This is a genomic window from Paenibacillus sophorae (genome assembly GCF_018966525.1).
Classification (GTDB): domain Bacteria; phylum Bacillota; class Bacilli; order Paenibacillales; family Paenibacillaceae; genus Paenibacillus_AQ; species Paenibacillus_AQ sophorae.
The window spans coordinates 4,160,144-4,174,829 of sequence record NZ_CP076607.1; the positions used below are offsets into that span (position 1 = coordinate 4,160,144).

The 14,686-nt window shown below is 52.0% G+C and carries 13 protein-coding genes and 1 pseudogene; all 14 read right to left on the reverse strand.

What is annotated here, in order from left to right; translation table 11 throughout:
• Nucleotides 1–3: 3 nt before the first annotated feature.
• The 14 genes and pseudogenes from KP014_RS19590 to KP014_RS19655 all read right to left on the reverse strand — a co-directional run bounded on the left by KP014_RS19590 (nt 4) and on the right by KP014_RS19655 (nt 14,596).
• Complete coding sequence (locus tag KP014_RS19590; RefSeq protein WP_090833783.1) at nt 4–948, reverse strand: bifunctional riboflavin kinase/FAD synthetase; 945 nt, start codon at nt 946–948, stop codon at nt 4–6.
• A gap of 76 nt (nt 949–1,024) precedes the next feature.
• Complete coding sequence (gene truB / locus KP014_RS19595; protein ID WP_090833747.1) at nt 1,025–1,939, reverse strand: tRNA pseudouridine(55) synthase TruB; 915 nt, start codon at nt 1,937–1,939, stop codon at nt 1,025–1,027.
• Nucleotides 1,936–2,913: a DHH family phosphoesterase gene (locus tag KP014_RS19600; RefSeq protein WP_036590071.1), complete on the reverse strand. Its 978-nt coding sequence runs from the start codon at nt 2,911–2,913 to the stop codon at nt 1,936–1,938. The genes truB and KP014_RS19600 overlap by 4 nt, the downstream gene beginning before the upstream one ends.
• 16 nt (nt 2,914–2,929) lie before the next feature.
• A complete protein-coding gene (gene rbfA / locus KP014_RS19605; RefSeq protein WP_025335322.1) occupies nt 2,930–3,289 on the reverse strand; it encodes a 30S ribosome-binding factor RbfA in 360 nt (119 codons plus the stop codon).
• Between the two features lie 20 nt (nt 3,290–3,309).
• Entirely contained in the window at nt 3,310–5,937 is a 2,628-nt protein-coding gene (infB, locus tag KP014_RS19610) for a translation initiation factor IF-2 (RefSeq protein ID WP_090833748.1), read from the reverse strand.
• Nucleotides 5,938–5,940: 3 nt separating this feature from the next.
• Nucleotides 5,941–6,253 (reverse strand): annotated as a pseudogene (locus KP014_RS19615) (YlxQ family RNA-binding protein); the annotation flags it as partial.
• Nucleotides 6,246–6,554, reverse strand: coding sequence for an RNase P modulator RnpM (rnpM, locus tag KP014_RS19620; RefSeq protein ID WP_025691720.1), 309 nt, complete (start codon nt 6,552–6,554; stop codon nt 6,246–6,248). The pseudogene KP014_RS19615 and the gene rnpM, both read right to left, overlap by 8 nt.
• 23 nt (nt 6,555–6,577) lie before the next feature.
• Complete coding sequence (nusA, locus tag KP014_RS19625) at nt 6,578–7,675, reverse strand: transcription termination factor NusA (protein ID WP_036604155.1); 1,098 nt, start codon at nt 7,673–7,675, stop codon at nt 6,578–6,580.
• Nucleotides 7,676–7,701: 26 nt separating this feature from the next.
• Nucleotides 7,702–8,163 (reverse strand): ribosome maturation factor RimP, encoded by a 462-nt coding sequence (rimP, locus tag KP014_RS19630; RefSeq protein WP_036604156.1) that lies wholly within the window; start codon nt 8,161–8,163, stop codon nt 7,702–7,704.
• A 173-nt stretch (nt 8,164–8,336) separates the two neighbouring features.
• Entirely contained in the window at nt 8,337–9,944 is a 1,608-nt protein-coding gene (locus tag KP014_RS19635) for a response regulator transcription factor (RefSeq protein ID WP_036604157.1), read from the reverse strand.
• A gap of 15 nt (nt 9,945–9,959) precedes the next feature.
• Nucleotides 9,960–11,423 carry a glycoside hydrolase family 32 protein gene (locus KP014_RS19640; protein WP_036604158.1) on the reverse strand — a complete coding sequence of 488 codons (1,464 nt, stop codon included), beginning with the start codon at nt 11,421–11,423 and terminating at the stop codon, nt 9,960–9,962.
• A gap of 26 nt (nt 11,424–11,449) precedes the next feature.
• Nucleotides 11,450–12,280, reverse strand: a complete 831-nt coding sequence (locus KP014_RS19645; RefSeq protein WP_036604159.1) for a carbohydrate ABC transporter permease — start codon at nt 12,278–12,280, stop codon at nt 11,450–11,452.
• An 18-nt stretch (nt 12,281–12,298) separates the two neighbouring features.
• Nucleotides 12,299–13,219: a carbohydrate ABC transporter permease gene (locus tag KP014_RS19650; RefSeq protein ID WP_216700398.1), complete on the reverse strand. Its 921-nt coding sequence runs from the start codon at nt 13,217–13,219 to the stop codon at nt 12,299–12,301.
• A gap of 84 nt (nt 13,220–13,303) precedes the next feature.
• On the reverse strand, nt 13,304–14,596 hold the full coding sequence (locus tag KP014_RS19655; RefSeq protein ID WP_036604160.1) for an ABC transporter substrate-binding protein: 1,293 nt from the start codon (nt 14,594–14,596) through the stop codon (nt 13,304–13,306).
• Nucleotides 14,597–14,686 lie beyond the last annotated feature (90 nt).

Below are 14,686 nucleotides of genomic sequence, written 5' to 3' on the forward strand. Positions count from 1 at the left end.
AAATCACGATTCCAGCAGTATCCTCTCCGCTGTCTTCGCATCTTCGCGAATTTGCGAAATTAGCGATTCAACCGAATCGAATCTGCGCTCCGGCCGGATGAAGGCGACAAGGTCTACCCTCATCTCCTGGCCATACAGATCCCCGGCAAAATCCAGCAAATGGACCTCAAAACTCGGTACGGTAACTCCTTCGTGAAAGGTCGGCTTCACGCCAACATTCATAACTCCCGGCAGGGTCTTTCCATTATGAATCGCCCGAACGGCGTATACGCCTTTCGCGGGAATGACATACCGGTCTTCAAGCTCCAGATTCGCGGTCGGAAATCCAATGGTGCGCCCGCGTTTTTCGCCATGCGAGACCGTTCCCCGCAGATGGTAGCAGCGGCCGAACCAGGAGTTAGCCAGCTCCATATCGCCGTTCTGAAGGCCTTTGCGGATACCGGAACTGCTTACCTTTACACCATCCAGCAAAAAAGGCGGCACGGTTTCCACCTTCATGGAGCCGTCGCCAAGCCGCCGCAGCATTTCAGCATCGCCCTCGCCCTTGTAGCCGAAGCGGAAGTCGAAACCGACAATCGCCGTAGTGATTCGCAGAGGCAGCAGCATGACGGACACAAAGTCCTCTGGACTCACCTGGGAGAGTTGTTCATTGAATTCGATGACGTAGAGAATATCAACGCCCATTTCGGCGAGCAGTTCTTGCTTGTCCCGGGGCGGCGTCAAATATCCTTCGTAATCGCCTTTCCCCATAACGTCTTTTGGATGAGGGTAGAATGTTATGACAGCCGCAGGCACTCCTTCTGTGCGAGCCAAGGCTACGGCGGAGGAGATTACACTCGCATGCCCGCGGTGCAGGCCATCGAATTGTCCCAGGGCGGCAATCTGAGGCTGTGCCCACTCCGCTGCCGCCTGGGGCAGCATCGGATAGGTTAACGTTACGGTTCTCACGCTGTTTCTCACCTGCACTTCACTTAATAAAATAACATGCTGCAATAATTGCCGCCGGCAATGCAATGTCCGGCCGTCAGCCTTGAGCAAATACTTTCACGGGAGCGATTGAACCTGTCTCCTCGCGCTCGTAGATGCCAAGAAAGCCGCCTTGAAGGTCGTAAAGACGAATAGGACCATCCGCTTGAACTTCAGGCGCCACAAACCGGGCGGCCAGCCGCTGCCCCTGAAGGGCAGCCGCCTTCTTCTCGTCCGCCACCTTATGGGCTGGCAGATGACGAATCGCCTCATCGGCAGGAATAAGATATTCCTGAAGACTTCCGCTGCCCATGCGCTCACCGATTTCCTCGAGTGAGAGACACCGGTCCGCCCGGATTCCCGCCGACATCGTGCGCTCCAGCTTGACCATCACACCGGGCAGAGACAGCGCCCGTCCGATATCGACGCAAAGCGTACGGATATAAGTGCCTTTGGAGCATAAGACGCGGAAAGTGATATCCGGGAACTTCCCGTTCCAGACCATCTCCAACATCTCGATCTCGTAAATTTCAACCTCACGGCTTTTGCGCTCCACTGTCTTGCCTTCACGGGCCAGTTCATAAAGACGTTTGCCGCCCACCTTAACTGCAGAATACATGGGAGGCGTCTGAGAAATAATTCCCCGGAAAGAATCCAGCGTCCGCCTTACCTCTTCTTCGGTTACCCTAATCTCTTCCGCCGTTTCCGTCACGTTGCCGGTCATGTCTTCCGTATCGCTGGACATGCCAAGCCGCAGTGTGGCGATATATTCTTTGGGAAGCTCTTGAATGTACTCCACGATGCGCGTGGCCCGTCCGAGGCAAAGCGGCAGAACGCCGGTAACCTGAGGGTCCAGTGTGCCGGCATGCCCAATTCTTTTCATCCCGAGCATGCGCCGCGTCTTGGCCACAACGTCATGCGAGGTAAAGCCGGCCGGCTTGTACACAGCCAGAACGCCTTCAAGCTCAATCATAACAGCCGGTTGACCTCCTTAAGCACAAGCGAAATCGCTTGTTCCAGCGGCATGTCAAGCCGGGCGCCGGCAGCACGGGTATGCCCTCCGCCGCCAAAAACTTGAGCCAGCGCAGCTACATCCACTTTGCCGGCTGAACGGAGGCTGACCTTAACCGATTGGTCATTAATGACCTTGAACAGCATGCCGACCTCAACACCCTGGATATTGCGGGGATAATTGACGATCCCCTCCAAATCCTCGTTGGCCGCGCCGCAGTCAATCATATCCTGTGGCGTAACATATACCCAAGCAATGTCGCCCTTAGGTGATAATTGCAGCGTATTCAGCGCCTTGCTAAGAACTTTCACTTGAGGGAGTGTCATTTCCTCCAGCAGCGTTTCCGCAAGTTCCGGTCCATTTACTCCAAATGATAGCAGCTCAGAGGAAGCTTCCATTACTTTGGGAGAAGTATTGGAGTAACGGAAACCGCCCGTATCAGTTAAAAGGCCGGTGTAAATGGCTGTCGCAATATCGGCATCCCATGTTATGTTAAATTCTTTCAGCAGATCAAATAAAATCTCGGCCGTAGCCGCAGCGTCCGGCTTAATGAGTTGAATCGTACCGTACCCGTTATTGGTCGGATGATGATCGATGTTCACAATAGAAGCATTCGGTTCAAAATAGCGCTGTGTCTGCCCGACACGCTGAAAGTCGGCGCAGTCGACGCAAATGACATTGCTGAACATGCGTTCCGGAGGATTTACCGACATATCGGCAATTTGCTCTGCCCTCCACAGGTATTTCATCCGGGTCGGGATCGGCCCTTCGTTAAGCATAGTGTATTTCTTGCCCAGACATGAGAGAAGCCAGCCCACCGCTAGGGTAGAGCTGACTGCATCTCCGTCCGGCTGAACATGCGACACTACAAGATAATCGTCGTGGTCCAGCAGAAACTGACGTGTCTGCCGGAGACTTTGTTCATAGCTCTGCATTCGCCGTCTCCTTTGGTTATTCCTGGCTCTCGTCCTGCTTGCCGATTTCGCCAAGCAGCTTCTCGATCCGGCTGCCATAGGCGACGGATTCGTCGAACTTGAAGATCAGTTCCGGAGTATGCCGAAGGCGGATCGCCTTGCCAAGCTCGGAACGCAGAAAGCCGTTCGCCTTCTCAATCGCCTTGAGCGAGGCGTTCTTTTGCTCATCGTCTCCGAATACGCTGAGGTACACCTTGGCCTGGGAAAGGTCATTGGTAACATCGACACCAGTAACGGTGACAAATCCGACCCGGGGGTCTTTAAGCTCGCCTTGAATCAGACGGCTGAGTTCTTTCTTGATTTGTTCGCCGACGCGTCCGGCTCTGATTTTGGACATGATTCATTCACCTCTTTAAGTTAGCGCTCCACGGATTCCATGATAAACGCTTCGATGATGTCGCCTTCTTGGAGATCGTTGTAGCGTTCCAAAGTAATGCCGCATTCATAACCCTGCGCTACTTCTTTGGCATCATCCTTAAAGCGTTTCAGAGAGTCGATCTTGCCTTCAAATACGACGATGCCGCCACGGATCAGGCGTGTCTCCGCATTGCGAGTGATTTTACCGTCGGTAACCATACAGCCGGCAACGGCGCCCACTTTGCTGATTTTGAAGACGCTGCGCACTTCGGCATGACCGATAACACTCTCCTTGAATACCGGATCCAGCATACCCTTCATCGCCTGCTCGATTTCTTCAATTACATTGTAGATAATATTGTGCAGACGCACATCGACCTTCTCCTGCTCGGCGGCAGCCTTCGTCTGGGCATCCGGACGAACGTTAAAGCCGATGACAATAGCGTTGGAAGCAGCAGCCAGCGTAATATCGGATTCCGTAATTGCACCCGCTCCGCTGTGGATAATCTTAACGCGCACGCCTTCCACTTCGATCTTGGCCAGGGAACCTTTAAGAGCTTCGACCGAACCTTGAACGTCCGCTTTGATAATGACGTTGAGGTCTTTGATCTCGCCGTCCTTGATATGCTTGAACAGGTCGTCCAGCGTAACACGGCTGTTCGTATTCAGCTCCGATTGACGCTGTGTAGTCGCCCGTATATCGGCAATGTGGCGCGCTTTCCGTTCGTCTTCGAACACCATGAACGGATCGCCCGCCTGCGGAACTTCCGTCAGACCGGTAATTTCGATCGGTGTGGAAGGTCCAGCTTCCTTCAGACGGCGTCCCTTGTCGCTCACCATGACCCGTACACGTCCGAAGCAGTTGCCCGCTACGAAGGCGTCGCCCACTTTCAGCGTTCCGTTCTGAACGAGAATGCGAGCTACCGGACCGCGGCTCTTATCCAATTCGGCTTCGATTACGGTACCGCGGGCCCGTTTATCCGGGTTCGCCTTGTATTCATTCACTTCGGCAACAAGCAGAATCATCTCAAGCAGATCCTCAAGACCGATGCGCTGTTTGGCCGACACATTAACGAAAATGGTGTCGCCGCCCCACTCTTCGGGAACAAGCTCGTAGTTGGTAAGCTCCTGCTTTACTCTGTCCGGATCCGCGCCCGGCTTGTCAATTTTGTTGACAGCCACGATGATCGGCAGTCCCGCCGCTTTGGCATGGTTGATTGCTTCCACGGTCTGCGGCATAACACCGTCGTCAGCCGCTACAACGATAATCGTAATATCGGTAACCTGTGCTCCGCGGGCACGCATCGCAGTGAACGCTTCGTGACCCGGGGTATCAAGGAACGTAATTTTCTTATGGTTGATTTCGACCTGGTAAGCGCCGATATGCTGCGTAATTCCGCCGGCTTCGCCGCCGGTCACATTCGTGGAACGAATGGCGTCGAGCAGAGTAGTTTTGCCGTGGTCGACGTGACCCATGATCGTCACGACCGGAGGACGTGCCTGCAGATCTTCGGGAGCGTCATTCTCTTCCACGGTTTCGAAACGGTCTTCCTCTACCGGTATCTTCACTTCGACTTCAACGCCGAATTCACCGGCAAGCAGTTGAATTGTCTCGATATCCAGTTCCTGGTTGATCGTAGCCATGACGCCCATCAGAATCAGCTTCTTGATGACTTCCGAAGCGTCCTTATGCAGCAGCTTAGCCGTTTCTCCGACTGTCATATTGCCGCGTACGATAATTTTCTTCGGCGTATTGTCGATTTTCTCCCGGCGCTCCATCGGCTGCTGGTTTCTACCGCCGCGCTGATTTTTGCCGCCGCGTCCGTTATTCCGGTAATTGCCGCCTCTACCGTCATCAAACCGCTTCTGGTTGCTTCCTGGCCGGTTTTTGGAATTCCGGTCTCCGCCGCGGGAGAAATCGCCGCCTTGGCCTTGCGGACGGCTTTCGCCTGGACGAGATGCTCCGCCTTGGCCCTGCGGACGGGGAGCGCCGCCGAATCCGCCTTGACGCTGGCCTCCGCCGCCTTGGCCTTGCGGGCGGGCATCGCCTGGACGAGATGCCCCACCTTGACCCTGCGGACGGGGAGCGCCGCCTTGGCCTTGCGGACGGGGAGCGCCGCCTTGGCCTTGCGGACGGGGAGCGCCGCCTTGACCTTGCGGACGGGACTCGCCTGGACGAGACGCTCCACCTTGGCCCTGCGGACGTCCTCCTTGACGAGATGCGCCGCCTTGGCCTTGCGGACGCTGTCCGGAGCCGGTCTGATTTCTGCGGGAATCCTGCCCGCTTTGGGGTCTTGACGACATTGTCGATGAGTTATTGTTTGGCTTGTTCATACCTACCTGCTTTTCTATTTGATTTTTGTTTACACTTTTCGCTTCAACTGTAGCCGTTGCTGTAGGAGCGGGGCGGCTTGCAATTGCGTTCTCCCGTTTGGCCGCGGCATTCGACTTAATATCCTTAAAGAACTGTTCCACCTTCGACACCGCGTCATTTTCCATAACGCTCATATGGTTATTCACCGGAACATTCAGACGTTTCAAAATCGTGATAATCTCTTTACTGCTCATATTAAGTGATTTGGCGTATTCGTAAACCCGCAGTTTGTCTTTGCTGTCTTGTTTAGTCAATGATTCCACCTCCGACATTATCTCCGAGCTGCTTGGAGATCATTTCCGCGAATCCTTTGTCCGTGACAGCCAGCACGACGCGACTATCCTTACCAATAGAAGCGCCCAGGCTGTCACGGCTCCATCCGATCACCAGCGGAATATTGTAAGTTCCGCATTTGTCGCGGAATTTCTTCTGCGTATTGTCCGAAGCGTCCCCCGCCAAGAGAACCAGCTTCGCTTGCGCTGAACGGACCGCTTTCAGCACAATCTCTTCGCCGGTGACAATTTTTCCCGCGCGCATGGCGAGCCCTAAATTAGAGAGCGCCTTACTCATCTTCCGCGGCTTCCTTTGCCGCAAGGAACTGCTCCTCCACGGATACGAAATCCCTGGCGAGCTGTTCGTATATTTCCGGGCTGACCGGTACCTTTAGCGCGCGGTCCAGCGCCTTGGTCTTCTGAGCCAGCTTGAAGCATTCCAGCTTGCCGCAAATATACGCTCCCCGGCCCGACTTCTTCCCGGTTAGATCGATCATGACTTCGCCACTCGGCGTTCTCACGATACGGATGAGTTCTTTCTTTGGCATCATTTCCTGACTAGCGACGCATTTGCGCAGCGGCACTTTTTTCTGTTTCATCTCTAGCCACCCGCCCCTCGTTATTAATCTATGGAGACGGAATCCTGATGCATTTCGTCACTGGACGTTTTAGGTCTGCCGAATTCCTGCTCCGCCTGGCTTTCGCTCTTGATATCGATTTTCCATCCCGTCAGCTTGGCCGCCAAACGGGCATTCTGCCCTTTGATACCGATGGCCAAAGACAGTTGATAGTCCGGTACGATAACGCGCGCCATTTTTTCCGCCTCAAACACTTGAACCTCAATCACCTTGGAAGGACTTAGCGCATTGGCTACATATTCTTCCACGGATTCGGAATAGCGCACGATATCGATTTTCTCGCCGCGCAGCTCGGTGACGATCGTCTGCACACGCATTCCTCTCGGGCCTACGCAGGAGCCAACGGGATCGACTTCCGGATTGCGCGAATATACCGCGATTTTGGAACGGAAGCCCGCTTCACGGGCTACGGAGCGAATCTCCACGACGCCGTCGAAGATTTCGGGAACTTCAAGCTCGAACAGGCGCTTTAACAGGCCGGGATGACTCCGGGAGAGCAAAATTTGCGGTCCCTTGGTCGTATTCTCGACTTTGGTAATATAAGCCTTGATACGTTCGCCATGCTTGAATTTCTCGCCGGGCATCAATTCGTTCAGCGGCAGCACCGCTTCGATTTTGCCAAGGTCGATGTATACGTTGCGCAGATCTTGGCGCTGCACGATTCCGGTGACGATATCCTCTTCCTTGTCGATAAAAGCGTTGTAAATCAGTCCCCGCTCCGCTTCGCGGATGCGCTGAGTAACGACCTGCTTAGCCGTCTGGGCGGCGATACGGCCGAAATCCCGAGGCGTAACCTCCTGCTCGGCGACATCCTCAAGCTGAAAATGCGGATTGAGTTCCCGGGCCGCAGGCAGCGAAATTTCGGTGCGCGGATCAAGCACTTCTTCCACGATCAGCTTCCGGGCATATACTTTAATTACGCCCGTGTTACGGTTCATATCGACCCGAACATTCTGCGCGGCGTTAAAATTTCGTTTATAGCTGGAGATCAGCGCAGCCTCGATGGCTTCGAACAGCACATCCTTGCTGATGCCTTTCTCTCTCTCCAGTTCATTCATAGCTTCAATAAAATCCATACTCATGAAAAATCCGGTCCCCCTTTCAAAAGCTAAAAAATAATGGCCAGTCTCGCGCTGGCAACCTTGGCATACGGAACAACATGCTGTTTTTTGCCCGCAGAGATGAGCATTTCCCCGCTCTCGAACGAGAGCAGCCGGCCTTCGAATTCCTTCAGTCCGTCGATGGGCTCGTAGGTCGTCACAAATACGTCCTTGCCGACCGCCTTTGCCACATCATCGGCTTTTTTAAGCGGCCGTTCCGCCCCTGGAGAAGACACCTCCAGGAAATAGGCGCCGGAAATAGGATCGTTCTCGTCCAGCTTGGCGCTTAAGAATTCACTGATGCTTCCGCAATCATCGATGTCGATTCCGCCTTCCTTGTCCACGAATACGCGCAGAAAGAAATTGGAGCCTTCTTTTACATATTCTACGTCCACCAGTTCGAATCCATTGTCGTCAAGGTAAGGTTTCAGCATTTCTTCAACCGTACCTTTAATTTTGGGTGTGCTCAAATGAAACTAACCTCCACGAACTTGTCTTTTGCTGTATACCAAAGATAAAGAGTGGGTTTCCCCACTCTTTACACAACGGACTTATCTCATTATTACCAAAAAAAATTATACCATAGCATGGCAATACTGACAAGTGCCGGCCCTTGACTGCCATGAACCTCTCAGGAAGGGGACTATGGAAAAGCGTTCCTTTTACGGTATTCATCAGGCGTAAGACCGTATTTTGCTTTAAACACCCGGTAAAAATATTTTTCATCCTTAAATCCAACTTTTCCAGCAATTTCATATACCTTCATGTCGCCGGCTCCCAGCAGTTGAACCGCCTTTTCCAACCGGAAATCCGACAAATATTTCGTAAAGGAGACTCCAAGATAGCTTTTGAAAATCATACTTAAGTAATTGGGGCTGAAGAACAGCAGGTTGGCCGCATGCTCAAGTGAGATGTCTTCGGTAAAATGCTCTTCAATATAATTGACGCACTTTTCAATTACCTCGGCATGTTTTTTTCCACGGTTGGTTTGCATAATCATCATGAATTCTCTTAGGATTTCCAGAAACTGCTCTTGGCAATCCTTAAAGCTCATGCAGGCCGTCAGGCTGCTCTCGGCTTTCTGCAAAGCGCATCGGTAAGCCTCTTCACTGAAGAATCCCTTCACTGCCGGAGCGATATGCAACACAAGCTGAACAATGGATTTAAGCCATTGCTCCCGGTGAGGGAGTCCGTTCTCCAAGAACTGGTGGAACAAGTCATCTGTATGCTTGAGCAATAAATCGGCCTTGTCCGTTCTGATGTATTCTTTGAACAACTCCTCATCTTTATGGAAGTCGTAATGCAAGGGAGCAATCCTGCCGGAAATATCGGTATACATGACGACCCGGTCACCGCCCAAAAAGTAACGGAAATCGGCAGCTTCCACAGCTTCTTTATAGGAATCCACAGCCTCACGGAAAAGATCGGTGCGCACATTGCCTACGCCTATGGCAAATGACAACTGATATATGGCGGAAAGCCGCTGACCGTATTCTTCCAGAGCCGTGAGCACAGACGGGGTTATTACCTCGGCAGGATGCTTTGCGGTGATAACCGAGATCATAGCCAGTTTATGGTACGAAGAAAAAAAGGATACGACCCGGTCCGAAGAGCGCAGCAGACTGGCCAGCATGCCGGGCATTGCCCCACGGATATCATCCAGACCTTCAGGGTACAGCTCACCGGGAGTATTGTCCTCAATGCGCGTTACAATGACCGCCCCGCAGGGCTCCAGTGAATACTGCTGCTCAAGCTCCTGGAATTTCGCTGCGGAAACCCCGTTCTGTATCCATTCCCCCAGCAAATGTCCGTAATACGCACTCATGCTGATATGGAACTGTTCTCTGCTGATCTCTTCTCCCGGCGATTTTCTTTTTTCTTTTTCAATACTTTCCCTAACCTTGTCAAGCAGTACGCCGATGCTCTCTTCCTTCACCGGCTTGAGCACGTAGTCGAAAGCGCCTAACCGAATGGCCCGCTGGGCATATTCAAAATAACGGTAGCTGCTTAAGATAATGACTTTGGTAGCGGGGGAAAGTTTATTCATATGCTCAATAAAATCGAAGCCATCCATGATTGGCATTTTTATATCCGTAATCACGACATCAAAGGAAGCGGATTGAACAATATCGAGCGCGGTCTTTCCGTTTCCGGCCTCGACAACCTCGCAATCAGGCAGGAATTCCCGGATCATTTTACCGAGCACTCTTCTCTGAATCGCTTCATCATCGACAACCATAATTCTGTTCATAGCAGCGCTCACCTACTATATTGAATTTAGTCTGGTCACCTTAAGAGACAGAAGTTCTACGTTGCCTTCATGCGCAAAAATCTCCAGTCCATCATCCTGCGGGTCGGGAAATATCAAATCGGTAATCACGCACTCTCCGCCGCCCGAAAATACTTCAACCGATGATCTGTCTACCCAAAGCTGCAAACGCAAGCGGTTATCGCGGGGTACGAGCGCCACACCGTGTTTGCCGGGAAAAAGTTCATGGAACAGCACTTCTCCGGAAGATGCCCGGTCCACGTACAGCTCTCCGCTGCGGGAATCATACCCTACTATTGTAGCACGGTTCCCTTCCTCTGCTACCCTTACTCTGAACCCGAACGAAGTAGCGGAGCCAAGCACGAATTCGGCGTCAACCAAATAGGAATCCCCCTTGATTTGCATGAGGCGCATATTTCCTTCGATAGTCAGGCCCTTAAGCAGCAGCGTCTCTTCCGCAAGCTTCGAAAGCTCGGCTATAGGACGCTGAATCAGCCTTATTTCACCATCAACGGCTCTTAGGGAAAGCTCTCTCGGGATCGTCATTGCACCTCTCCAGCCTTCGGTAGGCGTAACCTTAGCATATTTCCAGTTGCTCATCCACCCCAAATAAATTCTTCGCCCGTCCCCGGCCGGTATATCCGAGAAGCTGACCCCCGCATAATTGTCCCGCCCATGGTCGAGCCAGTATACGGCTTCGGGATCACGCTCATTCACGAATAACTTCCCGTCGAAATGGCCGACAAAATACTGAGTCCGGGAACCCTCGGGAATGCCCACGGCATCTCCTATGCTGACAAGCAAAACCCATTTTGTTCTCTGAGGATTCCCGGGGGCAACCAATTCAAACAGATCCGGACATTCCCAGACACCGTCATGGGAGCCGTGCCCCTCTCCAAACTCGCTGGCAAAGGTCCACTCCATCAGATTCGGAGAAGTGTAGATGCAGACGGTCTGACCGGTGGCAAGAATCATGATCCATCGCCCCGAAGCTTCATGCCAGAACACCTTGGGGTCTCGGTAATCGGAGTAGCGTGGGTCCTCCAGTACGGGATTCCCGCTATATTTTATCCAGGTACGTCCGTTATCACTGCTGTAAGCCAGACTTTGCCGCTCCCGTTGCCGCTCGGTTCCCGGGTATTCATCATGATGTGTGAAGATGGCTACAAGACCGGGCTTCCCGCCAAAAAAACCTGACGTGTCGTTCCAATCCACAACAGCGCTGCCGGAGAAAATCTGCCCGTGCTCATCAGGCGCCAGCGCGATCAGAAGATGCTGCCAGTGCACCATATCGTGGCTTACAGCATGCCCCCAGTGCATAGGCCCCCAGGTCATACCGAAGGGATGATATTGATAGAAAAGATGATATTCTCCATTAAAGTACACCATGCCGTTCGGATCATTCATCCAGTGCGAGCGGGGAGTAAAATGATAAAGCGGACGATATTTGTCTTTATTCATCAGTCAGCCAGTCCTCCTCAGTACGGTCAACCTTTGATTCCGGCGCTGGTAATTCCTTGTACATAATATTTTTGCAGCAGCAGGAACAGTACAATGATCGGAACGGTCGTGAAGGTCAGCGTCGCCATAATTTGCCCGTAATAGATCGGGGGCAGCGTGAAGAAAGTCTGGATGCCTAGCTGAATATTGCGCAGTGATTCCCCCGTTGTCACCAGAATCGGCCACATGAAATCTCCCCAATGACTAATGAAATCAAGGATGAACGCGGTTGCAAAAACCGGTCCCGAGAGCGGAACAACGATGGATGCAAAGGTCTTCAGCGGACCCGATCCGTCAATGGAGGCGGACTCCAATATTTCATTCGGAATGTCCATAAAAAACTGGCGGAACATAAAAATGCTAAAACAGTTTGCAATAAAAGGAACGATCAAGGCAAACCAGGTATTAACCCAATGCAAAGCGTTAACTACCAGGTACAGCGGCATCAGAATGCTCTCAAACGGAACGATCATCAAGGCGATAATGCACACAAGAATAAATTCATTGCCTCTGAAGCGCAGCTTGGCCAGCGCGTAACCACAGATCGAATTGACCCCAAGCCCGCTGATGCAAATGACGGACACGTAAAAAATGCTGTTGAACAGATACTTTATCATCGGAATCCGTTCAAACGCCGATCTGTAATTGTCCAAGGTGAGATTGAGAGGCAGCAATGATTTCAGCGAGCTCAGATCGGAAAAAATTTGGTTCTCCGGCTTGAGCGAGGACACGACCATCCATAACAGCGGGATAATGAACAGCAGCGACATAATAAGGTTAAGAATGTACAACAGCAGCTTCGTTCGGGTATCTCTCATGTCCTGATCTTCCCTCCGTTATTTATCTCTAAGAAATTTTTTCATCGAGAATGAGATGAGCACGACAATCAGGAAGAAAATGACGGAAATAGCGGAAGCGTACCCCGCATTCCTGAACTGGAAGCCTTGTTGGTAAATCAGCAGGGCCAGCGTTCGGGTCGAGTTCTCCGGACCGCCGTTCGTCATAATGTAAGGTTGAACGAACAGCTTCACGGCCTGAATCGTCGTAATCGTCAACACAAAGACTGTTACATTGTAGAGGCTCGGTATGGTAATGTAGCGGAGCTGCTGAAGCTTGTTCGCACCGTCTATCGAAGAGGCCTCGTATATATCCTTGGAGATTCCTTGAAGACCGGCCAGAAAAATCATCATTTGGTAGCCGGCGGCCTGCCAAACCGACATGAAGATAATCGAATTCATCGCCTGGGAGGAGCTGCGCAGAAAAGGCTGATTCGAAATGCCGAAGAAATGAAGCGCCGAGTTAATCAAACCTTCATTCGGATTGTACAGGGAAATCCATAGAATGGCGATAACGGTCATGGAGGTGACGACGGGGCTGAAGTAAGCGATCCGGAATACGTTCCGCAGCTTGAGGCTGTTGTTGACGAGCAAGGCCAGCATTAAAGCGACGCCCGATTGAACCGGCACGACTATCACCGTGAAATAGAGAGTGTTCCAGAGCGATTTATAGAACAGGCCGTCGGTAAAGAGAAGCTTGTAATTGTCTAGACCGGTAAAATGAATTTTATCCGGTCGCAGCAGATTGAATTTCGTGAACCCGAAAGCCACGGCCAGCAGAAAAGGCAGTACCAGAAAAAAGATCAGCAGGAGAACCGCCGGTGTGACAAATGAATAGCCGACCAGGGTTTCCCGTCTTTTCTGCCGGCTGAAAGTCGATATATGCTCGCGCTTATGCGCATTCATTGCCGTTTGCATCATCCATTCTTCCTTTCGCGCAGCTGATAATAAGCTTCGGCAAAGGCGCTGCGCAGCGTCTTTGCCGCTGGAGGATTTCACCGTCTGCTATTCGGCAAAATTGCGCTTGTACTCTTCATCATAAGTGGAAGCCACGTTGTCCAGAGACTTTTTGACATCCGCGCCGACCATAATATCCGTTAACGCCTCGGCAAATTTCTGCGTCAGCACCGGATACGCAGGAGTAACCGGTCTGGCATGGGACACGCCCGTAACCTGCTCTTTGATAATCCGAAGCGGAAGCTCATTGTATTCCGTCAAGCTCTCAAACGCCGATTTGCGGCTGGCCGGCATGCTGATAGCCTGGGCCAATTGGGTCGAGCTGTCTTTATTCGTAATCCATTTGATTACCTCCGCCGCTTCCTTCGGATGCTTGGTGTCGACCGATACCCCTACCGCCCAGCTTCCGGAAGGCGCGGTTTGAGTGCCTCCTGCCTTTTTGGGGAAATAAGTGATGCCCCACTCCAGATCCGGATAATTTTTGAAGCCGGGAATGTTCCATGGACCCCCGAGCTTGGTGGCCGCTTTTCCTTCCTCGAATTCTGTCGGCTTTGGATCAATATTGAACAGCTTCTCATTCGCCAGCTTTTGCAGGAACTCTGCCGCCTCTACGCCCTGCGGGCTGTTGACGAACCCCTCTGCGGTTGTCCCTTCTTTATTGACAATATCGGTGCCGCCGGAAATCCATAGCTGCTCGAAGGCGTAGGTCATCCACTCCCCTTTGTCATTAATCATGTTCGTGCCGAACACGCCGTCCTTGGACGTCTTCTTCATCACGTCGTACCATTCATCCCAGGTCCAGGCATTTTCGATTTTGTCCGGAGGCGTTATTCCGTGTTCAGCCATAATTTTTTTGTTGTAAAAAAGCACGACAGAGGATTCGTTCAGCCCCGGTGCGTAAAATTTGCCTTGGTACGAGCCTTGCTGAAGGATCGAGGGGACGAAATCGTCCAGATCTTCCTTGGAGAAATACTCATCCAGCGGGATTATAATCTCCGAGGCCGCATAGTTAGCGATGTTAGGTCCGTCCATTGCCAGAACATCCGGAAGAGTATGGGAAGCGACGGCGGCATTGATTTTATCTTCATAGGCAAAAGAGTTGCCCCGGGTAATGACCTCCATCTTGACATGGATCTTCCCTTTATTCGCCTGGTTGAATTCCTCAATCCGCTTTACGTACACATTGTCCTCGACCTCGCTGGCCTGCGGACGCCAGAAGGTGAGTTCAACCACCGATCCGTCTCCCTGCCCGCCGCTGTTTGAATTGGCGTTTTTTGTCTCGCCGGAGCATCCCGCGAGCAGCGACAAGGCCAAGAGTGATAGTAGAATCCCCTTTTTCATATGACACCGTCCTATCAAATGAAGTTTTTGATTACGCTTTCATCATAAAAGGAAATGTGTTCTTCTCCTACTCTAAAAAATGGGGAATGG